This is a genomic window from Acidimicrobiales bacterium, from assembly GCA_016794585.1.
Taxonomy (GTDB): domain Bacteria; phylum Actinomycetota; class Acidimicrobiia; order Acidimicrobiales; family DATDAH01; genus JAEUJM01.
The window spans coordinates 62,570-86,780 of the sequence record JAEUJM010000031.1 but is presented as its reverse complement, the minus strand read 5'-3'; the positions used below and the strand labels follow the sequence as shown (position 1 = coordinate 86,780).

General features: G+C 73.3%; 22 protein-coding genes. 8 read left to right on the top strand and 14 right to left on the bottom strand.

Features of this window, described 5'->3' with window-relative positions; translation table 11 throughout:
• Positions 1-2 precede the first annotated feature (2 nt).
• Both JNK12_15785 and JNK12_15780 read left to right on the top strand, forming a co-directional pair.
• Entirely contained in the window at positions 3-698 is a 696-nt protein-coding gene (locus JNK12_15785) for a response regulator transcription factor (protein ID MBL8777403.1), read from the top strand.
• A gap of 100 nt (positions 699-798) precedes the next feature.
• A complete protein-coding gene (locus JNK12_15780) occupies positions 799-2,136 on the top strand; it encodes a HAMP domain-containing histidine kinase (protein ID MBL8777402.1) in 1,338 nt (445 codons plus the stop codon).
• A gap of 175 nt (positions 2,137-2,311) precedes the next feature.
• On the opposite strand, the gene JNK12_15775 is transcribed toward JNK12_15780, so the two are convergent.
• The 6 genes from JNK12_15775 to JNK12_15750 all read right to left on the bottom strand — a co-directional run bounded on the left by JNK12_15775 (position 2,312) and on the right by JNK12_15750 (position 8,665).
• Positions 2,312-3,499 (bottom strand): lipid-transfer protein, encoded by a 1,188-nt coding sequence (locus tag JNK12_15775; protein MBL8777401.1) that lies wholly within the window; start codon positions 3,497-3,499, stop codon positions 2,312-2,314.
• Positions 3,496-3,903, bottom strand: coding sequence for a hypothetical protein (locus tag JNK12_15770; protein MBL8777400.1), 408 nt, complete (start codon positions 3,901-3,903; stop codon positions 3,496-3,498). The genes JNK12_15775 and JNK12_15770 overlap by 4 nt, the downstream gene beginning before the upstream one ends.
• 62 nt (positions 3,904-3,965) lie before the next feature.
• On the bottom strand, positions 3,966-4,373 hold the full coding sequence (locus tag JNK12_15765) for a Zn-ribbon domain-containing OB-fold protein (protein MBL8777399.1): 408 nt from the start codon (positions 4,371-4,373) through the stop codon (positions 3,966-3,968).
• On the bottom strand, positions 4,370-4,918 hold the full coding sequence (locus JNK12_15760; GenBank protein MBL8777398.1) for a MaoC family dehydratase N-terminal domain-containing protein: 549 nt from the start codon (positions 4,916-4,918) through the stop codon (positions 4,370-4,372). The genes JNK12_15765 and JNK12_15760 overlap by 4 nt, the downstream gene beginning before the upstream one ends.
• Before the next feature lie 39 nt (positions 4,919-4,957).
• Positions 4,958-7,507, bottom strand: coding sequence for an ABC transporter permease (locus JNK12_15755; GenBank protein ID MBL8777397.1), 2,550 nt, complete (start codon positions 7,505-7,507; stop codon positions 4,958-4,960).
• Between the two features lie 174 nt (positions 7,508-7,681).
• Positions 7,682-8,665 carry a hypothetical protein gene (locus JNK12_15750; GenBank protein ID MBL8777396.1) on the bottom strand — a complete coding sequence of 328 codons (984 nt, stop codon included), beginning with the start codon at positions 8,663-8,665 and terminating at the stop codon, positions 7,682-7,684.
• Between the two features lie 158 nt (positions 8,666-8,823).
• On the opposite strand from JNK12_15750, the gene JNK12_15745 reads away from it, so the two are divergent.
• Positions 8,824-9,378: a hypothetical protein gene (locus JNK12_15745; GenBank protein ID MBL8777395.1), complete on the top strand. Its 555-nt coding sequence runs from the start codon at positions 8,824-8,826 to the stop codon at positions 9,376-9,378.
• Between the two features lie 21 nt (positions 9,379-9,399).
• Here the strand turns inward: JNK12_15745 and JNK12_15740 are convergent, their stop codons facing one another.
• The 3 genes from JNK12_15740 to JNK12_15730 form a co-directional block, all read right to left on the bottom strand.
• Positions 9,400-10,647, bottom strand: a complete 1,248-nt coding sequence (locus JNK12_15740) for a hypothetical protein (GenBank protein MBL8777394.1) — start codon at positions 10,645-10,647, stop codon at positions 9,400-9,402.
• Positions 10,648-10,889: 242 nt separating this feature from the next.
• The gene (locus tag JNK12_15735; GenBank protein ID MBL8777393.1) at positions 10,890-12,233 is read right to left on the bottom strand and encodes a DUF1298 domain-containing protein; all 1,344 of its coding nucleotides are present in this window, start codon (positions 12,231-12,233) and stop codon (positions 10,890-10,892) included.
• A gap of 72 nt (positions 12,234-12,305) precedes the next feature.
• Positions 12,306-12,974: a TIGR03086 family protein gene (locus tag JNK12_15730; protein ID MBL8777392.1), complete on the bottom strand. Its 669-nt coding sequence runs from the start codon at positions 12,972-12,974 to the stop codon at positions 12,306-12,308.
• Positions 12,975-13,054: 80 nt separating this feature from the next.
• Between JNK12_15730 and JNK12_15725 the strand changes: the two genes are divergently transcribed.
• Both JNK12_15725 and JNK12_15720 read left to right on the top strand, forming a co-directional pair.
• On the top strand, positions 13,055-13,474 hold the full coding sequence (locus tag JNK12_15725) for an HTH domain-containing protein (GenBank protein MBL8777391.1): 420 nt from the start codon (positions 13,055-13,057) through the stop codon (positions 13,472-13,474).
• Positions 13,471-13,980 (top strand): WYL domain-containing protein, encoded by a 510-nt coding sequence (locus tag JNK12_15720; protein ID MBL8777390.1) that lies wholly within the window; start codon positions 13,471-13,473, stop codon positions 13,978-13,980. Before JNK12_15725 ends, JNK12_15720 begins: the two co-directional genes overlap by 4 nt.
• A gap of 14 nt (positions 13,981-13,994) precedes the next feature.
• Here JNK12_15720 and JNK12_15715 read toward each other — a convergent pair whose 3' ends face one another.
• Both JNK12_15715 and JNK12_15710 read right to left on the bottom strand, forming a co-directional pair.
• On the bottom strand, positions 13,995-14,372 hold the full coding sequence (locus tag JNK12_15715) for a DUF1801 domain-containing protein (protein ID MBL8777389.1): 378 nt from the start codon (positions 14,370-14,372) through the stop codon (positions 13,995-13,997).
• 47 nt (positions 14,373-14,419) lie between these two features.
• A complete protein-coding gene (locus JNK12_15710) occupies positions 14,420-14,890 on the bottom strand; it encodes a helix-turn-helix transcriptional regulator (GenBank protein ID MBL8777388.1) in 471 nt (156 codons plus the stop codon).
• Positions 14,891-14,944: 54 nt separating this feature from the next.
• On the opposite strand from JNK12_15710, the gene JNK12_15705 reads away from it, so the two are divergent.
• Both JNK12_15705 and JNK12_15700 read left to right on the top strand, forming a co-directional pair.
• On the top strand, positions 14,945-15,421 hold the full coding sequence (locus JNK12_15705) for a PaaI family thioesterase (GenBank protein ID MBL8777387.1): 477 nt from the start codon (positions 14,945-14,947) through the stop codon (positions 15,419-15,421).
• Positions 15,418-15,834 (top strand): Crp/Fnr family transcriptional regulator, encoded by a 417-nt coding sequence (locus JNK12_15700; protein MBL8777386.1) that lies wholly within the window; start codon positions 15,418-15,420, stop codon positions 15,832-15,834. The genes JNK12_15705 and JNK12_15700 overlap by 4 nt, the downstream gene beginning before the upstream one ends.
• A 23-nt stretch (positions 15,835-15,857) precedes the next feature.
• On the opposite strand, the gene JNK12_15695 is transcribed toward JNK12_15700, so the two are convergent.
• Entirely contained in the window at positions 15,858-17,036 is a 1,179-nt protein-coding gene (locus JNK12_15695) for a beta-lactamase family protein (protein ID MBL8777385.1), read from the bottom strand.
• A 100-nt stretch (positions 17,037-17,136) separates the two neighbouring features.
• On the opposite strand from JNK12_15695, the gene JNK12_15690 reads away from it, so the two are divergent.
• Complete coding sequence (locus tag JNK12_15690; GenBank protein ID MBL8777384.1) at positions 17,137-20,361, top strand: AAA family ATPase; 3,225 nt, start codon at positions 17,137-17,139, stop codon at positions 20,359-20,361.
• Between the two features lie 32 nt (positions 20,362-20,393).
• Here JNK12_15690 and JNK12_15685 read toward each other — a convergent pair whose 3' ends face one another.
• Together JNK12_15685 and JNK12_15680 are read right to left on the bottom strand one after the other, a co-directional pair.
• Positions 20,394-22,079 carry a cyclic nucleotide-binding domain-containing protein gene (locus JNK12_15685; protein MBL8777383.1) on the bottom strand — a complete coding sequence of 562 codons (1,686 nt, stop codon included), beginning with the start codon at positions 22,077-22,079 and terminating at the stop codon, positions 20,394-20,396.
• 207 nt (positions 22,080-22,286) lie between these two features.
• Complete coding sequence (locus JNK12_15680; protein ID MBL8777382.1) at positions 22,287-24,209, bottom strand: FAD-dependent oxidoreductase; 1,923 nt, start codon at positions 24,207-24,209, stop codon at positions 22,287-22,289.
• Between the last annotated feature and the right edge of the window lie 2 nt (positions 24,210-24,211).

Here is a 24,211-nt window from a genome sequence, read left to right as displayed (position 1 = left end):
CCGTGGGCGCCCCGACCATCGCCGGCCGCATCCTCGTCGTCGAGGACGACGAGCGCCTCGCCGACCTCGTCCGGCGCTACCTCGAGCGCGACGGCCACCACGTGCTGGTCGCCCACGACGGTCGGCGGGGCCTCGAGCTGGCCCGCCACAACCGGCCCGACGTGATCGTGCTCGACCTCATGCTCCCCGGCCTCGACGGATGGGACATCTGTCGCATCCTGCGGGCCGAGTCCGACGTCCCCATCATGATGGTCACGGCCCGCACGACCGAGGACGACACCCTGCTCGGCCTCGACCTGGGGGCCGACGACTACCTGGCGAAGCCCTTCAGCCCCCGCGAGCTGGTGGCCCGCGTGCGGGTGCTGCTGCGGCGGACCGGCGTGCGCGTCGACGACGAGGTCCTCGAGGTCGGTGACCTCGTGGTCGACCGCCGTCGCCACGAGGCCCGGCTCGGCGGACGCGTCCTCGAGCTGACGCCGAAGGAGTTCGCGCTGCTGGAGGCACTGGCGGGGGACCCGGGCCGGGCGTTCCGCCGGGCCGACCTGTGGACCGCACTGGTCGGTTGGGACGCCGACCGGGCACCGCGCACGCTCGACGTCCACGTCCTCAACCTGCGGCGCAAGCTGGGCGACGAGCCCGCCGACCCGCGCTACATCGAGACGGTGGCCGGCGTCGGCTACCGCCTGGTGGCCCCGTGACCCGGGCGCGGCGGCGCCTGCTCCGTGGCCGCTCCCCGCGCGCCATGATCGGGGTCAGCCGGGTCGAAGCGGTCGGGGCCGGTGTTCGGCGGGTCGCCCCGTGACGCGGCCCGGCCGGCGTCGCCGCTCGCTGCGGGCCACGCTCGTGGTGGCCATGGTCGGGGTCGCGGCCGTGGCGCTCGCCGCGGCCTTCCTCGTGGCCCGAACGGGCGCCGGCGACCAGCTCGACGCGTTCTACGAGTCCTACACCTTGGGGCGCGACGTCCGCCGTCTCGACGAGTACCGCAACGAGCAGGGGTCCTGGGAGGGCGTCGGGCCGCTGCTGGCCGAGATCGGTCGCCCCTACGACGAGCGCCTCGTGCTCACCACGCCAGACGGCGAGCTCATCGCCGACTCCGAGCCGGATGGCCCCGCGGTCGACGTCCGAGACCTCGACGGCGACGTCGACTTCATCCACGGGGACGATCGGGCCGTCCTCTACACCCTCGGCCGGGCCCGCTCCGACGTGATGGACGACACCCGGCGCGACCTCGACCGCTGGTACCTCGCCGCCGGCGCCGCCGCGCTCGTCGTCGCCGCAGGGACCGCCTGGCTGGTCGGGCGGCGCATCGCCCGCCCGCTGACTGCGGTGGCAGCGACGGCCGAGCGCATGGGCAGCGGCGACCTGGCCGCCCGGGCCGGGGTCGACGGGCCCCGGGAGGTCGCCGCCGTGGCCCGCTCGCTCGACTCGATGGCCGAGGCCCTCCAGGAGGCCGACGAGCAGCGCCGCACGATGGTGGCCGACGTCGCCCACGAGCTGCGCAGCCCGGTGGCCAACCTGCGGGCCTACGTCGAGGCCATGGTCGACGGGGTCGCCGAGCCCTCGGGGGAGGACCTCGCCGTGCTGGTCGACGAGGTCCACCGGCTCGATCACCTCATCGGGGACCTCCAGGAGCTGGCGCTGGCCGAGGCCGGCGAGGTGCGCCTCGACCCCGAGCCGGTCGACGTGGGCGCCGCTCTCGAGCGTGCCGCCGTGGCGCTGCGCGCCCGCGCCGACGAGGCCGGCGTCGCGCTGGAGGTCGAAGCCGGCCCCACCTGCCCGCGGGTTGTTGCCGACCCGGGCCGACTCCAGCAGATCCTCGCCAACCTCACCGAGAACGCCCTGCGCCACAGCCCTCCGGGCAGCCTGGTGACCTTGACCGCCCGTGGGGCCGAGGCCGCCGGCGAGGAGGTGGTCGAGGTGCAGGTGTTGGACGAGGGCCCCGGCCTCGGCGGCGACGCCGAGCGGGTGTTCGACCGCTTCTGGCGTGCCGACGCCTCCCGGACGAGGACCAGCGGCGGCGCCGGTCTGGGTCTGGCCATCAGCCGGCGTCTGGCCGAGCTCTCCGGTGGGACGCTCGTCGCCCGCAACCGCGAGACGGGTGGCGCGGCGTTCGTCCTCACGCTCCCCAGCGTCTGAGCGCCTGACCGGCCAACCTCCCGACCGCCGACCGCCGACCGCCGACCGCCGACCGCCGACCGCCGACCGCCGACCGCCGACCGCCGACCGTCGACCGTCGACCGTCGACCGACCGCCCGGTGCGCCCTGGCGCCTCGGTCCCCGCGCCACCGGACCTCGGCGGCCAACGCCGCCGCTACGGCTGGCCGAGGATGAGGGCGCTGGTGGGGACGCCGGTGCCCGCGGTGACCAGCACGTGCTCGACGTCGGGCACCTGGTTGGGCGAGGTGCCCCGGACCTGGCGGACGCCCTCGACGATGCCGTTCATGCCGTGGATGTAGGCCTCACCGAGCAGGCCGCCGTTGGTGTTGAGGGGGAGGCGCCCGCCGACGGTCAGGTTCTCGACCGTGGCGAAGTCCTTGGCCTCGCCCGGGCCGCAGAAGCCCAGCTCCTCCAGTTGCATGAACACCAGCGGGGTGAAGTGGTCGTAGAGGAACGCGGTGGTGATGTCGTCGGCGGTGAGGCCCGACGCCCGCCACAGACGGTCGGCGGCGACGGCCATGTCGGGCAGGCCGGTGAGGTCGTCGCGGTAGTAGGCGGTGGTGGTCTCGGTGTCGTAGGCCGCGCCCTGCACGGCGGCGGTGATGAGCGCGGGCCGCTGCTTCAGGTCGCGGGCGCGTTCCGCCGAGGTCACCACGAGGGCCACGCCGCCGTCGCTCTCCTGGCAGCAGTCGAGGAGTCGGAGCACCGGCTCGATGATCCAGCGCGACGCCTGGTGGTCCTCGAGGGTGATGGGCTTCTCGTGGAACCAGGCATCCGGGTTGGTCGACGCGTGGAGGCGGTCGACCACCGAGATCACCCCGAAGTCGGCGTTGGTGACGCCGTAGCGGTGCATGTAGCGCCGCGAGTGCAGCGCCACCCAGGACGCCGGCGTCATCAGGCCGAACGGCGCGTACCAGGACAGCCACGGGGGAAGGCCGCCTCCGCCGAGGCCGGCGGCGCCGCCGAAGCGCATCCCGGATCGCTCGTTGAACGCCCGGTAGCAGACCACCACGTCGGCGGTCCCGGTGGCCACGGCCATCGCCGCCTGCAGCACCGTCCCGCACGCGGCCCCGCCGCCGTAGGGGACGTGGGTGAACACCGACAGCTCGGGGATGCCCAGGTTGCGGGCGACCTCGGTCTCGTCGCTGGTGTCCATGGTGAAGGTGATGAGACCGTCGACGTCGGCCGGGGAGAGGCCGCAGTCGTCGAGGGCGGCCTTCACCGACTCGCACGCCAGCTGCAGCTCGCTGCGACCCGACTCCTTCGAATACTCGGTCTGGCCGATGCCGGCGATGGCCGTGCGGTCCTTCAGCCAGCCGAGGCGCTCGGCGGACGGGCTCACGAGGCGGCTTCCCCGGAGGCGTCGCCCGTCGACCGCCGCGGCAGGTCGACCACCGCAGTGCCGCTCACGTGGTCGCCGAGGTCGCCTGCTGCCCGGAACTCGATGTCGACCAAGCCGGCACCGTCGTCGCCCACCCGGGTGCCGGTGACCGTCCCCTTGTAGGTGAGCGTGTGGCCGGGGAACACGGGGACCCCGAGGCGGATCGAGAGCTGCTTCACCATGGCCTCGGGGCCGGCCCAGTCGGTGAGGAAGCGGCTGCAGTAGCCCGTGTCCGAGAGGATGTTCATGAAGATGTCGGGGGCGCCCTGCGTGTTGGCGTACTCCCGGTCGTGGTGCACGGGCATGAAGTCCCGGGTGGCGATGGCGCCGGCCACGATGCGGGTGGCGTCCATGTCGATCACCATGGTGGTGACCTCGTCGCCGGCGGCGACGTCCTCGAAGTGGAGGGTCTCGTCGGGGGAGCGGGTCATCGTGGCCCTCCGGCGGGCTGGAAGAGGGGGAGGACGAGCCCGTCGTCGAAGGTCTCGTAGACCACCTCGACGGCCATGCCGATCGCGGCGTCGGCGCCGTCGATGCCGACCAGGTTGGACACCAGCCGGGTGCCCTCCTCGAGCTCGACCAGGGCGACCACGTAGCCGGGCTCGAACCAGGGCAGGGGCGGGTGCTGGGGGAGCACGAAGCTGTAGACCTCGCCGCGCCCCGACGACTCGAGGGTGTCCCATTCGAGCGAGTTGCAGCGCGGGCACATGGGTCGGGGCGGGTGGCGCAGCACGCCGCAGGCGGCGCAGCGCTGGATGAGCAGCTTGTGCTCCTTGACCCCGTCCCAGAAGAACTGCGTGTCGGGCGTGACCGTGGGGGCGAGCCGGGAGCTCACGAAGCCGACCCCGGCTTGAACTTGAGGATGCGGAAGCGCTGGCGGCCGACGACCTCGCCGTCCTGATCGCGGTACGTGGTCGCCCAGGTGACGAAGTAGCCCGTGCCGATGCGGGTCTGCTTCTCGTCGGAGATCGACTCGACCACCGTCTCGGCCGAGACGGTGTCGCCGGGGCGGAGGTAGCGGACGATCTCGAACTCCGAGTTCGACGCGAGGGTGGCGGTGAACCCGGCGTCGTCGAAGACCGCCAGGGGCCCGCCGTCGTCGCGCTCGACCGGCGACCCGCCCCGTTCACCGATACCGGTGATCTTGGGCGTGGCCATGGTCCAGGTCTGCAACATCAGCGGTGGCGCCACCACGCCCCCGAAGCGGGTCGTCGCCGCGAACTCGGGGTCCACGTAGACCGGGTTGTCGTCCTCGAAGGCCGCCGCCCAGTGGCGCATCATGGGCTGGTTCACCGGGTCGGGCCCGACCGACGGCTGGTGTGACCCGACCGGTGTGCCGATCAGCGCCGCCACCTTCTCCTCGAAGGAGGTCTCGTCCATAGAACGTGTTCTAGCACCGGCCGTCGGCCGCCACGGGCGCTACTCGGTGCTGATGGCGTCGAGGACGTCGAGGCGGGACGCCCGGCGGGCGGGGAGCAGGCCGGCGACGAGGCCGAACACCGCGGCCAGCACGACCACCACCACGATCGACGCCGTCGGCACCGCCGTCGTGTTGATGATCGACGGGGGCATGGCCGACACCGCGCCCAGTCCGAGGACGAGCCCGATGGCCACGCCCAGGACGGTCCCGAAGAGCGACACGATGAGGGCCTCGGCCAGCACCATGAGCCGGGCCTGGCGCCGTGACTGACCGACGGCGCGCAGCAGCCCGATCTCTCGCGTGCGCTCGACGACCGACAGGGCGAGGGTGTTGGCGATCCCGAGCAGGGCGATGAGCAGCGCGAGACCGAGGAGACCGTTCACCGCGAGCAGGATCTGGTCGACCTGCTCCTGCTGGCTCTCGTTGAACTCCTCACGGCTCTCGAGGGTGACCTGCGGGTAGTCCTCGAGCGCCGCCTCGATGGCGGGGCGCGCCTCGGCGGCGTCCACGCCGTCGGCCACCCGGGCGAACACGAACAGGTCGAGGTTGTTGGCGGGGTAGTGCTCGGCGAAGACGTCGAGGTCCACGACGTAGTTGCCGGCGAAGGTGGCGTCTCGGTAGATGCCCGCCACCTCCACCTCCTGGGGACCGCCGCTGGCGTAGGTGACCTCCACGGTGTCGCCCACCTCCAGGCTCCGCTCGTCGGCGGGGTCCTCGTGGATCATGATCGACCCGGCGTCCAGGTCGTCGAAGGACCCGTCGACGAGGTCCACGTCGACGACCGCCGCAGCGGCGTCGGCGTCCACCGCCGTCAGGTCGGCCTCGTTGCCGTCGAACGCGAACCGGTCGAAGCGGATCCCGGTGGCGGCGCCGATCTCGGGCAGCGCCCGCAGCTCGGTCGCCAACTCGGGGCTGAAGCCGGTGAAGCTGTCTCCTCCGGAGATCACGTAGTCCGCGGTCACCGCGCCCGACACGGCGTCGGCGAACGAACGCTTCATGGACTCGCCCACGACGAGTGCGGTGGTCACCAGGGCCAGGCCGATCATGAGCGCGGCGGCGGTGCGGGCGGTCCGCTCGGGGCTGCGCATGGCATTGGCCCGCGCCAGGCGCCCGGTGGGACCCCGGCCGTGCGCCAGCGGCCAGCCGAGTACACCCGAGGCCGGTGTGGCGATCAGCGGGCTCAGCGTCGCCACGCCGAGGAACACCGCGATCGTCCCGACCCCGAGGCAGGCGAACGTCGCGCCGGTGTCGTCGAGGACGAAGAGCCCGACGGCCAGGATGGCGACGCCGGCCGTGACCAGCGAGGTTCCGAGGACGACACGCGACCGCTTCGACCGGGTGCCCGCGGTTCCGGTCCCGGCCAGGCCCGCGATCGGTGGCACGTGGGCGGCGCGGCGGGCGGCGGGCAGGGCGGAGAGGATGGTGATGGGCACGCCCACGACGGCCGCGGCGATCAGCGTCCGGCCGCCGAGCACCATCGCCCGCTCGGGCAGCTCGAAGCCGCCGGCGGCGAGGATCCCCTGGAGCACGCCGGCGATGAGCAGTCCCACACCCACCCCGAGCACGCTTGCCAGCACGCCCACCGCCGCGGCCTCGAGCACGACCGAGCGCACGACCTGGCTTCCCGATGCGCCGAGGGCCCGCAGCAGCGACAGCTCTCGGACGCGTTGGCCGAGCACGATGGCGAACGTGTTGTTGATGTAGAAGGCGGAGACGAACACCGCGATGCCGGCGAAGGCCAGCAACACGTTCTGGAAGATCGACAGGAAGCCCGACACCTGGTCCTGGCCCTCGTCGATCACCTGCTCGGAGGGAACGGCCTCGACCCCGTCGGGGAGGACGGCGGTGATCCGGGCGGCGACCGCGGCGGGGTCCTCGCCGTCGTCGGTGAGGACGTCCACGGTGTCGACCTGGCCGCCGGCGGCGAGCACCTCGTCGGCCCAGGCCGGCTCCATCCCCGTGAGACGGGCCCCGAGCAGGCTGTTGGTGTCGCCCCAGCGGAACACCCCGACGACCTCGACGTCGACCTGGCCGTCGGTGACGATCATCGTCGTGCGGTCGCCGACGGAGAAGTCGTAGTCGTCGGCGGTGCCCCGGTCGATGGCCACCTCGCCAGCGCGCTCCGGCGGGCGGCCGTCCTCGATCACGGCGGCGCTGAGCCGGGGGTCGTCGGGCCAGTTGAAGCCGAACAGCGGCGCTCCGGTGGTGGTGACCGGTTCACCGTCGGGCGCCACCAGCTGGGCGTAGCCGACCACGCTGCCGTCGGCCGCGGCCACCCCGTCGACGGCCTCGACCTCGTCCGCCAGCGCCCGGTCGATGCGGCCTCTGCTGGCGGGACCACCCCCACCGCCGGAGTCGAGCTCGGTGGCGGCGCGCACGGTGATGTCGACCGTGGTGATGGTCTCGAACAGCTCGTCGACCGAGCGGCGCAGCGTGTCGGTGACGACGAACGAGCCCACCACGAAGCCCACGCCCACCACGACCGCGAACGTGGTCATGGCGAAGCGGCCCTTGTGGGCCAACAGCGTGCGCAGGCTCAGCCGCAGCACGCGCCGCCGCCGTCAAGTGATGTGGGGTCGCCCATCGAGGCTCCTCGCCGGCGGGCCGGACCGCCGGTCAGGGGCGATCGTCGCACAGGAGGCGCCGGCCACAAAGGGCCGATCGTCCTTCGTGGGGGAGGGTTGCCGCGCCCGGAGCGCCGGGCTCGGGGAAGGCGGTGAGGGCTAGGGGAGCGTGGTGATGGTGCCGGCGCCGACGAGGCCCTGGTACGTGGCACCGCCGGGGTAGAACGCGGGGGTCGTGGTGCCGGCGATCTGGTCGGCCAGCCACGCCGAGGTCAGGGTCTGCACCGCGTTCACGTTGGCGGTCTGCGGGGTGCCGCAGGCAGTGCGCAGCAGCGGCCCGGCGCCTGCGCCGAAGACGTCGATGTGGGTGCCCGTGGTGACCTGGGCGCCGCGGAACGGTCGGTTGGCCAGCTTCTGGGTGACGAGGGCGATGCCCGACTGGTTGTTGTTGCACGAGCCCGGGGGCGAGGCGAGCGTGAGCACCGAGAGGCTGGAGCCGGCCAGGCCGGTCAGGGCGTCGGACAGGTTGCTGCCGATGAAGGAGTTGACCGGGTCCTCGAGCACCACACCGCCGAGGCGGGAGAACGCCGTGGCGTGGTTGGTGCGGATGCGGTTGGTGACGTAGGCGACGGCCTCGCCGCCGGCGCTGTGACCGACGAAGGCCCAACGGCTGGGGAACGCCAGGCCGCTCCGGCCGGCACGTCGTGCCGCGTCGTTGAAGCCGGACACCAGTGCGCCCGAGCCGCCGGCGGCCGAGCCGAACAGTCCGGCGATGTTGTTGAGGAAGGTCTTGTTGTTCCCGACGTTCTGCACCGTGCAGCCGAAGAGGTTGGCGGTGGGCAGCGTGGTGGCGACCACGACGTAGCCGGCCGCGGCCAGCTTGGGGGCGTAGGTGGACCAGTGGCCCTTGTTTTCGCTGAACCCGTGCTGGAGCCACACGAGGCCCTTGGGGGTGCCGCTGGTGGGGACGTACCAATCCGTCGCGGCCGAGTGGTTCCCGAACCCGCAGCGGATGGCCGTGGAGTTGGTGACCTTGACCGTCGACGCGGCGGCGGCCGGCGACGCGCCGGCGACGGTGGTGAGCAGGCCCGCGAGGAGGGCGAGGGCGGCGAGAGCGGCGGTGAGGCGGCGGCGGGTGGTCATCTCTGGCTCCAGGGCGCGTCGGAGGTGGGTGCCGGGGCGGCGGGACGATCGAGCAGGCCGTAGGTTAACACCGTTCACCCCCTTCGTGAAAGGGGCGGTGAACGGGTCACTCGTCGGTTCGAAGTGGGTAGGGGCGGGGCACCGACGAGGGAGGGCACATGGGCGACGAGGGTGGGCGTGGCGGTGTCGGGGAGCTCGACGAGGGTCTCGACGGAGGCGCGGACTCCTGGGACGACCGGTCGGCGGAGGACCTCGACGACGAGGCCGATCGACCCGAGCTGCGCCGGCGGTACTACGGGTTGCTCCAGGAGTTGCGGGTGCTGCTCCCGGGGGTCCAGGTGCTGGTCGCCTTCCTGCTCACCGCGCCCTTCGCCGAGCGCTTCACCGAGCTCGACGAACTGGAGACCGATGTCTACGCCGCGGCGCTCCTCAGCGGCGTCGTCGCGGTGATCTGCTTCGTGGCCCCGACGGCGTTCCACCGGGTGGGGCGGCGCCAGTCCCGGTCGAAGCGCCTCCAGTGGTCGATCCGCATGCTGCGCGTCGGCCTCGGTTTCATGGCGCTGTCCCTGGGGTCGGCGCTGTTCGTGGTGATGGGCCTGCTCTTCGGTCGTCCGGCCGGGGTCGTCGCCGTCCTCGCGGTCGGGCTGGTCGGCGCCCTGGCCTGGGTGGTGATGCCGGTCGCGGGCCTGCGCCCGCGAGACGGGAGCGGATGACCCGCTCCCGGTCGAGCGAGTTCAGAAGGCGGTGGGCGCCGATCCCGCCCCGGGCGTCGTCGGAGGCGACGGCGGGTACGGCGGGTACGGCGGGGAGGAGGGGGACGAGGGGCCCGGTGGCCACGGTGGGGGCGACCCGGGGGCCGTCCCGCCCGGGCCCGAGGTGTGCGGGCCGCTGCGGTCCTGGCCGCTCCCGTCCGGGCCGCTCGTGCCCCGGCCGGCGCCGGCGCCCAGCACGAACCGTGTCGGCCCTTCGACGGTCTCGTAGGGCTCGCCGAGCAGGCCCGTGACGACCCAGCCACCCGCCACGGCGACGAGGCCGAGGGCCATCAGCACCAGGCCGACCGTGGTCGCCGAGGCGTCGTCGCCCACGAGCTCGGAGCCCACGGTGGCGAGTCCCTGCACGACGAGCACGCCGCCGAACCACGTGGTCCACCGCCGCCCGACCCAGGCGCCACCGGTGGCGAAGGCCAGGCCCAACGCCGTGAAGGCCAGCCCCGTCCCGAGGGTGCCGAGATCGTCCGCGAGGAAGAGCAGCCCGACGGGTGCGAGGACGATGCCGGCGAGGGTGAAGGGGGTGGCCATGCCGACACGGCCCCGCCGGTCGAGGAGGAAGGCGGCAGCGAGGAAGGCCACCGCCAGGAACAGGGTGATGGCGGCCAGGGTGGTGGGGTCGGGGGCGTCGAAGCCTCGGAACGGGTCCTCGCTCGGGAACTGGGTGAACGGGTCCGACGAGTCGAAGTCGTCCGGGGCGGGCACCGGTTGGAACTGGGGAGAGAACCCGAAGGCGAAGGCGCTGAAGAGGTCGAACGGGGCGCTGAACAGGCCTTCGACCGCTTCGAGGGCATAGAGCCAGAGCCCGAAGAGCCCGGCCCCGAGGTAGAAGGCGTGGCCCTTGCCAGGAGGGAGGAGGTAGAGCGCGAGCCAGGCCAGCGCCGAGACGCCCAGGACCACGTCGACGTTGAACGGGGGGAAGTCGTTGACGTCGAACGTGGCGAACAGCAGGAGGGGCGGGATCCCGAGCGCGCTGGCCACGACCCCGGCGGTGGTGAGGGGGCCGTCACGGGTGATCGCCACCAGCGCCAGGCCCACGGCGATGAGCAGGAGCGAGGCCAGCAGGCCCGGGATGCGGTTGGGGTCGCCGTCCCCGCTGTCGACGAGGGGGTCGGTGGCGATGACGAGGACGCCGATCACCGCGAGGAGACAGCCGGCGGCGGCCAGTGCCACGGCGAGGCGTGGCTCGGGGCGGCGATCCACGCGACCGGTCACGGAGGCGAACCAGGGAGCGCGCGGCGGTCGCTGCGATTGCGGGGTCATCGCATCCGGGCTGGCGGGCGCACCCCACGGGGGCGGTGGTGGGGGAGACGAGGGTGGCGCCGGCGGGTTCGACCCCGGCGGCGGGGGTGGCGGCGGTGGTGGGGGTGGCGGCGGACCGGTCTCGTCCATGGGCCACGGTACCGATCGGGATCGGCGCGTGCCCGGGGGACCGGTCGCGCCGAGCCCGGGGGCCCTCAGGGCGTGGGCGGCGGTGAGGCCGAGGCGGTGAGGTCGTCGAGGTTTGACTGGAGCAGCCGGCCCAGGTCGTCGAGGTCCGGGCAGGCGTCGGGGTCGGCGATGACGGTGACGGCCAGGGTGCCCGCATAGGAGAGGGTGGCGAAGGACACGGTGACGTTGCCGGTCACGACGGCGAGCGGCAGGGCAACGGTGAGGGGAGCGTCGAGGAGGCGGAGGGTCTCGTCCGGGCCGCGCACGTTCGTGGTGAACGTGTGGACCAGGTGCTGGCGGTCGATGAAGTGCCGGAACAGGTGCAGGGCGGCGAGCGTGCGGAACATCGGGTTGATGACTGCCCCCGTCGCGGCGCGGGGCCGCGACTTCGCGATGCGGGTGGCCGTGGCGATCTCGGCGAGGCGGTCCGGCCAGGGGCCTGCGCCGGGGAGCTCGAGGGGCACGACGCCGACCTCGTTGCCGAGCGCGTCCGCAGAGGCCTCGGTACGCGACGACATCGGGACGGAGAGCACGAAGCGGTCGATGGCCTCGCCCCGGGCGTGCACGAGGTCGTGCAGTGCGCCCGCGACGGCGGTGAGGACGAGGTCGTTGATGGTGGCGCCGTGGGCATGCCCGACCCGATGCAGGTCGGCGACGGGGGCGCGGGCCACCCGGAAGGCCCGGCGAGGCCCGGTCGGGGCGTTGAGTGAAGACGGGACCGGCCGGGCGCCGCCGCCCGATCCGCGGAGCTGGGCCACCGCCGCACGCAGCCGTCGCACCGACGGCCCGACCCGGACGAGTGAGCGCGCCCGTCTCCGCCAGGCGTCCGCGGCGAGGGTCGCGAAGGTGGGCGCGGGTTCGGGGAACCCTGGAGTCGGAGGGGCGGGCGGAGCGCCGTCGACGAGGTGGGCGAGGACGGCGAGCCCGCCGATGCCGTCGGCGAGCACGTGGTGGAACACGACGACCAGCGCCGCCGCGCCGTCGGCGAGGTCCGTCACGACGGTGATCTGCCACAGGGGCCGGTCCCGGGGGAGCGGCGTGGTGACCGCGGTTGCCGCCACCTCGAGGAGCGCGTCCTCGTCGCCGGGGGCCGGGCAGGTCACCGCCTGTGTCTGGCGTCTGATGTCGAAGTGCGGGTCGTCCACCCACACCGGGCGTCCGCACCCCAGCGGGGTCGACCGCAGCACGCGCCGCAGCCGGGACACCCCTCGCACCCGGTCGTCGAGGAGGCAGAGCACCTCCTCCACGTCGAGGGGCTCGGTCGGCTCGAGCAGCAGCACGACCCCGACCTGCATCGGCACCGGCCCGACGTCGGTGGCCAGGCTCACAGCGTCCTCCGCGGTGACCCGATCGATCGTCCCGCGACGCACGACCCAGTACTACCGCACCCGGGTGGCGCCGGCTCGCGGGCCGGCGCCACCCGCGCTGGTGGGGTGGCGCGGTCAGGCCGACCAGTGGGGGTCGCGGCCGCTCCAGGCCACCAGGCGATCGATGCCGCTGGCGTCGTCGCCCACCGCCACGGCGGCGGCGAACGGGTAGGCGAAGTCCTCGGTGCCGGGGGGCATGTTGGCCCGGGCCGCCTCGAAGGCCTCGATACGGCCCTCGTCGGGCAGCCCCATCTGCAGGGCGACGAACGCGACGGTCAGCACGTCGTCGTCCCAGGTCGGGGCCTGCCCGGTCGCCATCGCGAGGTCCCAGGTGTGGACCACCGCCTCGCTCGTGTACATGGCGAGGGTGACGGCGCCCGATCCCTCCATCCAGGGCAGGACGATGGTGCGCTCGAGCGTGCCGTCGTCGGCCCACGCGGTGGTCACTGCGTCTCCCGCCTCGCGGTAGGCGGCGGCCCAGTCGTCCCCGTCGACCGTTGTGATCTCGTCCTCCACGGAGAACGAGTCCTCGCCTCGCCCGAGCGCGGCGACTCGTCGGCCGACCGCCAGGAGGTGACCGCGGATGGCGGCGGCGTCGAAGTCAGGACAGGGCGACGGGCGACCGAGGTCGCCCTCTCCGACGCCGGTGGCGACGTCGGTGGCGACGGCCCAGGCCCGCAGGAAGACCCCCCGCGGGTCGGTGGCGGGATAGGGGAGGTGGTCGATGGTCTCGGTGATGGTCATGAGGGCACCATCGCGAAGAGAACTGGACACCTCATGGCCAGTTTCGATGAGAAGATCAGGATGTGCGTGCCGATCGCCTCGTGGCTGTCCTCCTGATGCTCCAGCGCCTGGGACAGGTCACCGCGGCGGAGGTGGCCGCCGAGCTCGAGGTGTCCGAGCGCACCGCCCGACGCGACCTCGAGGCCCTGGGCATGGCGGGCATCCCCGTGTACTCGGTGGCCGGTCGGGGCGGCGGGTGGCGCCTGGCGGCGGCTCGCTGGACCTGTCGGGCCTCTCGGCGCCGGAGGTCCGCGCGTTGTTCCTCGTGGCCGGCCCGAGCTCGGCCTCACCTGAGGTCCGGGCGGCGCTGCGCAAGCTCGTCCGGGCGCTCCCCGAACCGTTGCGGGACCGCGCCGAGGCGGCCGCGGGCTCGCTGGTGGTCGATCCCGTCGGATGGGGCGACCGACGCCCCGATGGGGCCGACGATCCGCCGCTGCTGGGGGAGGTGCAGCAGGCCGTGATCGACGGAGTGCAGATCGAGATCGGCTACACCGACCGCACCGGCGCGCCCAGCCTCCGGGAGGTCTCGCCGCTCGGTGTGGCCGCCAAGGGAGAGCGGTGGTACCTGGTGGCGGCCACCGTCGACGGCCAGCGCACCTTCCGGGTGGACCGCATCCGGTCGGCGCGGCGCACGGGTGCGCCGGCCGAGCGCCCGGCGGACTTCGACCTCGGCGCCGCATGGGCTGCCGTGCGCGACCGCGTGGAGGAGTTGCGCCTGCCCGCGGTGGCCCACGCGTTGGCCCCCGTCCAGGTCGTGCCGCTCGCACAGTGGGTGCTGGGGCGACGCCTCACCGTCGGCGGGCCGGCGCCCGACGGCCGCATCGAGGTGCAGGTACGGGGCCACGATCTCCGTGCGCTCGCCGGCGAGCTGGCCGGTTTCGGCGCCGCCATCGAGGTCACGGGCCCCGACGAGCTCCGCCGCCGTCTCGGTGAGATCGGCCGCGAGCTGGTCGAGCGTTACCGCTGATCCCGCCGCCGGGCTCAGTGGCCCGTGGCCTCGATCTCTGCGAGACGGGCGCGGACCAGGGTGGCGACCAGGTCGGCCGGCAGGGGCTCGTCGAAGGCGAAGTGCAGCGAGCTCTTGGTCCGTTGGTGGCCGGCGAGCTCGGCGTCGAGTGACGGCAGGATGGTGCCGCTGTGGGGCAGGTAGCTCAGGTGCTTCGCGAACGCCGCGAAGCCGGCCACCACCTTCCCCTTGCCCTTCTTCGGGCCCGGCACCCGGAACGCGGGCATCTGGTACGAGATGCACTGCTCGGCCTCGGGGACGACGGCGAGGATGCGCCGCCGCATCTCCTCCAAGGTGCTCCGCCCCGGCTCGGGGACGTTCTCGAGGTAGGCGTCGATCTCGTCAGCAGCCACGAGCCCCAGTCTGGTCGCGCCGGGGGACGGTTCGCGCCGACGGCGAGTCAGGCGCTGAGGGCAGGGACGTCGGGGCGGCGGTCGACGGCTTCGACGTCGCGGGCGGTGAGCAACTCACCGCACTCGGGACAGGCCAGCTGGGGATGGGTGAGGTGCCCACAGGTGCGGTGGCGCAGCTCGACCACGGGCGGGTCGGCGGGGTCGGTCATCCACCGCTCGCCCCACTCGAGCAGTGAGATCACGACCGGGTAGAGGTCGAGGCCCTTCTCGGTGAGCCGGTACTCGTAGCGGACGGGGCGCTCGGAGTACGGCCGGCGCTCGAGCACGCCCTCGTCGACCAGCATCTTGAGGCGCTCGGCCAGCACGGGGCGGGGGGCGCCGGTGCGCTCCTGGAACTGCTCGAAGCGGCGGACCCGCCAGAACGCCTCGCGCAGGACGAGCATCGTCCACCGGTCGCCCAGCACCGAGAGGGACTTGGCCACGGGGCACGCCTGCTCGCCGATCTCACTCCAACGCATGGGTGTGACCCTAGTCATAGTGAGTTCGTTTTCAAAACGTACTACGTTCCGTTTATGAACTCACTTCAGGATGTGATGCAGGGGGGTCGGCCCACGGGGCTCGAGCAGTTGGCGAGCATCCGCGAGCGGGGCCCCGAAGCGGTGGGCGTGGCCGGCCTGCTCGACATGGCCATCGACGACCTGGGGGTGGGGCACGTCGTGTTCACCGCGGCGACCCGGCCGGCGTTCGGCAACCCGCAGGGCACGCTGCACGGGGGGATCGCGGCCACGCTGCTCGACTCGGCCATGGCCTGCGCCGTGTTCAGCGACCTACCCCCGGGGGCGATGGCGACCACCCTCGACCTGTCGGTGCGCTACCTGCGCTCGGCGCCGCTCGACGGCACCCGCCTCTGGGCGTACGGCGATCTCGTCCACCGGGGTCGCACCGTCGCCACCGCCGAAGGACGTCTCGTCGACGAGCAGGACCGACTCATCGCCACGGCCACCACGACCTGCCTCGTGGTCGGTGTCCAGAGGGAGGCAGTCGCATGAAGGCGCTCGACCCCAAGGTCGACCTGCTCCGGCGCCTCCCCAGCCTGGCCGCGGTCCGTCCGCGCGACCTCGCCTCGGTGGCGCCGCTGGTGGATGACCTCCACCTCCCGGCCGGCGCGGTCCTCGTCGCCGAGGGTGACCTGTGCCACGAGGTCGTGCTCGTCCTGTCGGGCGCCGCGACGGTGACGGCCGCCGGCCGGGTGCTCGGGACCGTGGCCGCGGGCGACGTCATCGGCGACGTCGCGGTGCGCGACCAGTTGCCCCACGACACCACGGTCACCGCCGCGACCGATCTCCACGTCCTGGTGGCGGGGCCCGAGAGCTACCGGGCCTTCGTGCGCCACCCACTGGTCGTGCGCCACGTCGCCAGCACCCTGAGCGACCGTCTCCGCCGCGCCGACGTCGGCGCTTGACCGGCGGTCCCGCCCCGGCGGGGTCAGAGGCAGGCGAACGTCGTGTCGAGGAGGGCGCGGTTGCGACTGCTCTGCCAGCGGGGGATGACGTGGTTCATCACGTACCCGAAGGCCACGCCGGCGTCGGGGTCGGCGCACCCGACCGCGCCGCCGGTGCCGAAGTGGCCGAAGCTGCGGGGGTTCGAGAAGAACGAGCGGCGCGGGTTGGTCGGGATGAAGCCGAGCCCGAAGGTGCCCACCTCCCCGAGCACGGGGCACTCCCCCGAGACCCACGGACGGGTGGCGTCGGCCAGCAAGGCCGGGGAGACGAGCGGTTCCGAGCCGAGGTCGCCGAGGATCGCGGCGTAGAGATCGCACACCCCGCGCGCCGACGCGTGGGAGTTGGTCGACGGCACCTGGGTCTGACGCCACTTGCGGGTGTTCACCACGCCCACTGACGAGTAGCCCGGCGGGTTGAAGTAGGCGAGCCAGAGGAGCCGGGCGTCATCGTCGAGCGTGTCGGGGTCGACCTCGGCCGCGAGACCCTCACCTCCGGACCCGCGGGGCGCCCACACGACGTCGGCGCACCGGTCGAGGTCGGTGTCGGGCACGCCGATCCAGTAGTCGACGGGGCGGTCGTGGCCCCGGGCGTCGACCACCGACCGGAGGTGCTCGCCGGGCCGCTCCCCCGTGACCCGGTGGACGAGCCCACCCACGAGGTGGCCGTAGGTGTTGGTGTGGTAGATCAGCCGGCTCCCCGGCTCGTACCAGGCCTCGGTGGCGGCGAGCGCCGCGGTCATGCGGTCCCAGTCCCACAGGTCCGCGTTGGTCAGCGGCTCGCGGATCGCCGGGACCCCGGCCTGGTGGGACAAGGCGTGGGCGACGGTGGCGCCGGCCTTCCCGCCGGCGGCGAACTCGGGCCAGACGTCGGCCACGGGCTGGTCGAGGGCGAGGCGGCCCTCGTCGACGAGCCGCAGGACCAGGGCGGCGGCGACGGCCTTGCCCACGGAGTAGACGTTGACGAGGGTGTCGTTGCGCCACGGCCGGGTGCGGGCCTCGTCGGCCCACCCGCCCCAGAGGTCGACCACCACCTCGCCCCGGACCCGCACGCAGACGGCGGCACCCACCTCGCCCCGCTCGGCGAAGTTGGTGGTGAACGCGTCGCGGACCGGCTCGAAGCCCGGGGCGACCGTGCCGCCGACGGGGGTCTCAGGTGCGGCCATCGCCGCAGTCTGCCTCGCTCGGCCGAGGGGTCGTGACCCCGGCCGGGTGCCCCGCAAGACTTCACCGGAGCGGAAGCAGAGGAGGCGGTAGCGTCGCCCGATGGACGAGGGCCGCCACGCCGCCCTGCGCGGGGTCCTGTTCAGCGACGTGGTCGACTCGACCGGGCTCCGCCAGCGACTGGGAGACGACCGCGCCGACGCCCTGCGCCGCGACCACAACGCACTCGTCGGCTCGGCGGTCGCCGCCCACGGAGGACGGGTCCTGCGGTGGACCGGCGACGGGGTCAAGGCCGACTTCGCCACGGCCTCGGCGGCGCTCGCCGCCGCCATCGAGATGCAGCGGGGGGTGGCGGCCTACGGCGAGCGACCGGGAGCGGTGAGCCCCTTCCAGATCCGCATCGGCGTCAGTGTGGGCGAGGTGGTCATCGAGGGCAACGAGGCCCACGGCATCGCCGCCATCGAGGCGGCTCGACTCGAGCCGATGGCCGCACCAGGGGAGATCCTCGCCACCGCCCTCGTGCAACGCCTCGGCCAGCGACGCACCGACGCGCAGTTCGAAGACGTGGGCTCGTTCGTCCTGAAGGGATTGGACGAGCCGGTGACGGTCGTTCGGGTGGTCGACGTGCTGCCTGCCGCCCTACGGCCCCTCCCGCCGGCGGTCACCGTCGACCGGCGGTTCCCGCTCGTCGGTCGGTCCGACGAGCTCGCCCGGGCCATGACCCGCTGGCAGGAGTGCCGCTCGGGGGCGGCGGCCACGGTGGTGGTGGCCGGATCACCGGGGCTGGGGAAGTCGCGCCTCGTCGCCCAGGTCGCCGATCGGGCCCACGGCGACGGGGCGCTGGTCCTCGCCGGCGGCTGCGACAGCGACCTGGCGTTGCCCTACCACCCCTTCGCGGCGGCGTTCGGCGAGGCGGCGTCAGTGGACGAGGAGTTGGCGGGTGCGGTCGCCGACGGCGCCGGGCCGTTGGGGCGGTTGTTCCCGTCGCGCCGGCCCGCCGGCCTCGATGACGCCGCCCCGTCCGCCCGCTTCGAGCTGTTCGAGGCGGTGGCCGACCTCGTCGATCGACTGGCTCGTGCGCAGCCGGTGGTGCTGGTCGTCGACGACCTCCAGTGGGCGGACCAGCCCTCGATCCAGCTCCTGCGTCACCTCCTCGGGCGGACCCGACACGATGCGCTCCTGGTCCTGGCCACCGTGCGCCCGGACGAGGTAGCTCCCGACCACCCGCTCGCCGAGCTCCTCGCCGAGCTCCGCACCCACCCGAGCGCCACCACCGTGTCGCTGACCCCCCTGCACCGGGCCGACATCAGCGACCTGGTGGCGGCGCGCGTGCCCTTCGCCCCCACACCTCATGTGGTTGCCCTCGCCGCACGGTTGTTGGAGGAGAGCGGGGGCAGCCCCTTCTTCACCTGTGAGCTCCTGGAGCACTTCTCGGCGACCGGCGAGCTCGAACGGCTGGTCGAGGAGGGTGCCGCCGCCGACCTCCCCATCCCCGACTCGGTCCGGGCGGTGGTGGTGCAACGCCTGGCGCGCCTCCCCGCGGCGGCGTCGGAGCTCCTGGAGATCGCCGCCGTGATCGGCATGTCGTTCGATCTGACGCTCCTCGCCGAGGTGACCGGCCGCCCCGAGCACGAGGTGCTCGAGGTGAGCGAGGAGGTCGCCCGTCTCGACCTGCTGCGGGAGGTGGGGATCGCCCGGTTCGCCTTCGCCCACGCCATCGTGCGGGCGACGCTGTTCGACTCGCTCAGCGCCAGCCGGCGGGCCCTCACCCACCGTCGGGTGGCCGAGGCCATCGTCCACCTCGGTCGCCAGGATCACGACGAGCTGGCGCACCACTGGCGGGAGGCCGGGGTGGCGGACCGTGCCGACGAGAGCCTCGAGCGGGCGGCGCGTCGGGACCTCGAGGCCCTGGCCTACGAATCGGCGCGGGACCGCTACCAGTACCTCGTCGAGGCCCACGGCTCGGCCCCGGCGCAGGACGCGGCCGCCCTCGCCCGCGCGCTGCTCGGCCGCGGCCTGGCCCGCCGGGCACTGGCCGAGTCGGGGTACCTCGCCGACGTCGAGCAGGCCGCCCGGCTCGGTCGCCGCCTCGGCGACGTCGACATCGTGGCCGAGGCGGCCATCGCCAGCGTGTGGCCGGGGACCTTCTTCCACATCGCCGGCGAGGTGCCCGCCGAGCTGGTCGAGCTGTGCGAGGACGCCCTCGGTCTGCTCCCGGCCGACGACCGGCGCCGGGTCCTCGTGCTCGCGACCCTCGCCTCCCACCTCAGCTTCGACCCGGACCGACCGCGACGGGTGGCGTTGCTCGCGGAGGCCGATGAACGGGCCCGTCGCATCGGTGACCCGGAGCTGATCGGATCGGTCCTCGTGGCCGAGCACCTCGCGCTGTGGGACCCGACCACGTTCGAGCGCCGCCAGGAGATCGCGGTCGAGGTCGGTCGGATGGCGCGGGCGTCGGGCAGCGTCGAGTTGGAGTTCTTCGGGGCCTTCTTCGCCGCGATCGGGGCGACCGAGCGTGGGTGGCTGGCCAAGGCCCGGGATCTCCTCGAAGGCCTCGGCGAGGTGGTCACCGCCAGCCAGAACCCCTACTTCGCGTTCCTCGTCGAGCGCCTCCTCCTTTCCCTCGAGATCACCGCCTGCGGCGCGGAGGTCCAGGGGAAGGTCGACGACCTGGTGAGCCGTTACGAGGCCACCCACGCCGACACCGCGGGGACGTGGGCCATCCAGACCGGGATGCTCGCCCTCCAACAGGGCACGTTCGGGGCCCTGGTCCCGACGTTGCGGACGATGATCGAGACCCGTTCCCGGGTCGGGACCAACTGGGCGGCGCCGTTGGGTCTGGCGCTGGTCGCGACCGGCGACATCGAAGAGGCGGCGGGGGTGCTCGAGGCGCTCGACTCACCTCCGCTCGACTACTTCTGGCTGACCACCGTGCAGATCGTCGCCGAGCTGGCCGTTGGCGTGGGTGACGAGGTCTGGCAGCAGCGGTGCATCGACGAGCTGTCGCCGTTCCGCGATCGGCTCGGGATCACCGCCTCGGGCTCGCTCTGCTACGGGCTGGTGGCCACGAACCTGGGGCAGCTGGCGCTGGCACGGGGTCGGGTCGACGAGGCGGTCGACCTCCTGCGCGAGGCGGCGGCCCGGGCGCACAACATGGGTGCGCCCTTCGAGTCGGTGCGAGCGAGGCGCCTCCTGGCGGCCGCGCTCCTGGCCGATGGGCAGCGCGCCGAGGCCGGCGGCCTGATCCTCGAAGCGGGGGCCGACGCACGTGCCCACGGTTTCGAGGGCGAGGCCGCGCTGCTCGCCGCGCTCGCCGGCGGCGGGTGATGCCATGGCTGCGGCGTTGACCGGGCGCCGGCTCAGTCCCTCTCGTCGCCGTCGGCGGTGATGACCGGGTCGCCGGGCAACCGGGAGGCCACCGGCATCTCCTGCACCAACGACCACGCCGCGGCCAGCGCGGCGTCCCGACCGGTGACGGCCACCAGGAACGGGGTCCGGTCGATGGCGAGCAGTCGCCCGTGCTCCAGGGCGGTCACGGTGGCGGTGCGTGGCACCGAGGCGAGGAGGGCCACCTCGCCGAAGCAGCTGCCCCGGCGGGCCACCCGGATGTGGTCGCCGTCCATGGTGATGTCGAAGGAACCGTCGACGACGGCGTAGAAGCGGTCGCCGATCTCGCCCTGGTGGATGACGACCTCGCCCTTCGCCACGGTGACCGGCTCGGCCACCCGGGCGACCGACTCGAGCTCGAGGGGTGGCAGGGTTGCGAACATCGTGAGCTCGTGGAGCACGGTCATCTCGACCACGGGGACGTCGGCGTCAGCGTCGGCGCGCCACACGGGTCGACCCACGAGGACGAGCACCACCAGGAGCACGACGGCGAGCCCGACGAGGGCGAGGGTCACCCCGTCGATGGCGATGAGCACCTGTGCGGTCCCGCTGCCGGCCAGGAGGCCGGCGCCGCCGACGAGCTCGACCAGCGCGAAGAGTGAGCCCAGGACGCGAGGGTCGGCGGAGCGCTGGAGCAGGATGGTGCCCAAGCCGTAGAGCAGGGCCGCGAGGAGCCCGAGCACCGGCAGGACGGCGATGGCGACCGGCAGCGTGGTGGCCATCGCCAGCAGGAGGCACAGGGTGGCGGACAGGGCGAGTCCGATCGCCAGCCACGGCGCCAGTCGGCCGCGGCGCACGAGCAGCGCGGCGACCCCCGCGCTGACGAGCGCACCGGTGCCGACGAGCGCACCGAGGAGACCAGGGGCGCTGGCACCGAGCCCGAGCTCGTCGAAGGCGAGCACCACCAGAGCGACGTCGAGGAAGCCGACGACGGCACTTCGGGCGGCCACCACGGCGAGGATGGCGATGGTCCGAGGCCGGGTCCGCAGGGTCTCCATGGCGCCCGCGAGCACGGGGCCGGGTCGCCACGACGCCTCGTGGAAGGTCGTCGAGGGCCCTCCTCCGCGACCCCCGGCGAGGCTCAGGGCGAGGGCGATGGCCACCAGCGCCGTGCACCCGGCGAGTGCACCCGACGGACCGCCCAGCGCGAGCAGGCCGGCGGCCACCAGGGGCCCGGCGAGCGCGCTGATCCCCTCGGCCTGGGACATCCACAAGTTGCCTCGGGTCAGCTCGGCGGTGGTGCGAACGGCGGCGGGGAGGAGGACGGCGCCGGTCGGCCGGAGGGTGCCCAGCGCGACCAGCGACACGACCGTCGCCGCCACCACCGCACCGACCGGCGCGTCCACCGACGCGAGCCAGGCCGCGGCGGCGAACCCGGCGACCTGCACGGCGAGGCCGGCTGCCCGCAGGCGGCGGGGTGGGAGGAGTCCCGCGAGCGCGGCGGCCAGTGGTGCGCCGACGACCTGCGGTGCCAGGAGGGCGAGGGAGGCGAGACCGGTGGCGCCGGCCCCCGACCGCTCGAAGGCGTAGACGAGCACCGCGATGACCGACGCCCACTCGGTGATGACGACCAGCAGGTGTGCCGTGACGAGGCGGACGAGCGCGCCGTTGGCGCGACGGGGCGAGCGTTCGCCACCCGACCCGTGCCTCGTGCCCACCGCCGCTCCCCTCGTGCAACGCAGCGCCGTTTCCTAGCACGGCGGCGTCGCCGGTGTTCAGGCTTCGGTGAAGAGGAAGTCGTCGAGGTCGGGTTCTCGGGTCCAGCGCCAGAAGTCGACGAGTCGCCAGGGGCTGAGGACGTGCACGTCCCCCTCAGCGTTCTTGTAGCGAGGGTGGGCTTCGATGTGGGGCGGCGTCGCCGGTGTTCAGGCTTCGGTGAAGAGGAAGTCGTCGAGGTCGGGTTCTCGGGTCCAGCGCCAGAAGTCGACGAGGCGCCAGGGGCTGAGGACGTGCACCTCGCCCTCCGCGTTCTTGTAGAAGTTGTGTTCGATGTGCGGTGACGCCCACACCGTCATCTTCAGCTCGGCCTGGCAGCGCTCGTACCACTCGTCGTACTTGTCGGGTCGGGGCTCCATGGCGGCGAGCCCCTGGTCGGCGAGGGCCTCGAGGCACTGGACGATGTAGCGGACCTCGCACTCGGAGTGGAAGATCAAGCTGCCGCCGCTGGCCAGGTTGGTGCCGGGCCCGTAGAGCATGAAGAAGTTGGGGAAGTCGGGCACGGTCATGCCGAGGTAGGCCCGGGGGCGGATGCCCCACCGCTCGCGGAGGTCGGCGCCGCCGCGGCCCACGATGTGCATCGGCAGGAGCATGTCGTTGGCCCGGAAGCCGGTGGCCCAGACGATGACGTCGGCGACGTGCTTGACCCCGTCGCTGTCGACCACGCCGTCGGCCTCGAGGTGGTCGACGCCGGCGCGCACGAGCTCGACGTTCGGCTTGCACAGGGCCTTCAGCCAGCTGCCGTTGTCCTGGAGCGTCCGCTTGCCCGTGGGCGGGTAGTCCGGCACGCACTTCTCGACGAGGTCGGGGCGATCCTCGAGCTGGCTGGTGATCCAGTCGGTGAACATGACCCTGGTGAGGTCGTTGATCTCGCTGACGGCGGTCTCCTGGTGTTCCCAGGTCGGGTCGACCTGGGCGGTGAGCAGGCCCTTGTCGCAGCCCGGCCAGAAGATGAGGAAGCGGAACCAGCGCCCGTAGAAGGGCAGGTGACGCACGGCCCACTGCACGCCGGGGCCGGCGGGCTCGTGGTAGTTCGGGTTGGGGAACATCCACTGGGCGGTGCGTTGGATGACGGTGAGGTGGCCGACCCGGTCGGCGATGGCGGGCACGAGCTGGAACCCGGTGGCGCCGGCGCCGATCACGACCACCCTCTTGCCGGTCAGGTCGATCGAGTCGTCCCAGCGGGCGGTGTGGAACGAGGGCCCGTCGAAGGTGCCGGGGACGTCGGGGAGGAAGGGTCGGTTCAGCTGGCCGACGGCGCTGATGACCGCCCGGGCGGTGAGGGTCTCGCCCGAGTCGAGGGCGACCGACCAGGTGTTGGCGTCGTCGTCCCAGGTGGCGCCGGTGACCTCGGTGCCCCAGCGCACGTGCTGGTCGACGCCGTGCTTCTCCATGACCCGCTGGAAGTAGGCCTGGAGCTCGGGCTGCTGGGCGAAGAACTCGGTCCAGTGGTCGGCGGGCTCGAAGCTGTAGCAGTAGAAGTGGTTGCCGACGTCGACCCGGGCGCCGGGGTAGCGGTTCTCCCACCAGGTGCCGCCGACGCCCTCGTTCTTCTCGACGATCACGTAGGGGAAGCCGGCCTCCTGGAGGCGGATCGCGGCGAGCAGGCCCGACATGCCGCAGCCGATGATCACGACCGGCAGGGCGGCGGCGGCCTCGGGATCGGGCGGTTCGACGGCACGGGCGTCGCCCCCGTCGAGCTCCATCTCCTCGAGGAGCATCTCGACGTACTCGTCGGGGACCTCCTCGCAGACCAGCCAGTCCATCATCCGGTGGATCAGGTCCCGGTCGAGTGGCTCGGGCTCGGGGCAGCCTCGGTCCCGCCAGCCCTTGATGACCTCCAGGGCGAAGGCCCGGGCCGCGGCCTGGTCCTCCTCGCTCATGTAGCCCTGGTAGTCGTTGAGGAACAGGCCTTGGGGACGGAGCGGCCCGTCGAGGATCGACGCGTCGCCGCTCATGTGCAGGCACGAGAGCAGCAGGGTGGGGACCGAGACGTCCTCGAGGAGCGCGGCGAGCTCGTCGTCGCTCACGTCCTCGGCGGTGAAGGGCAGGCCGGCGTGAGGGTTGCGCACGA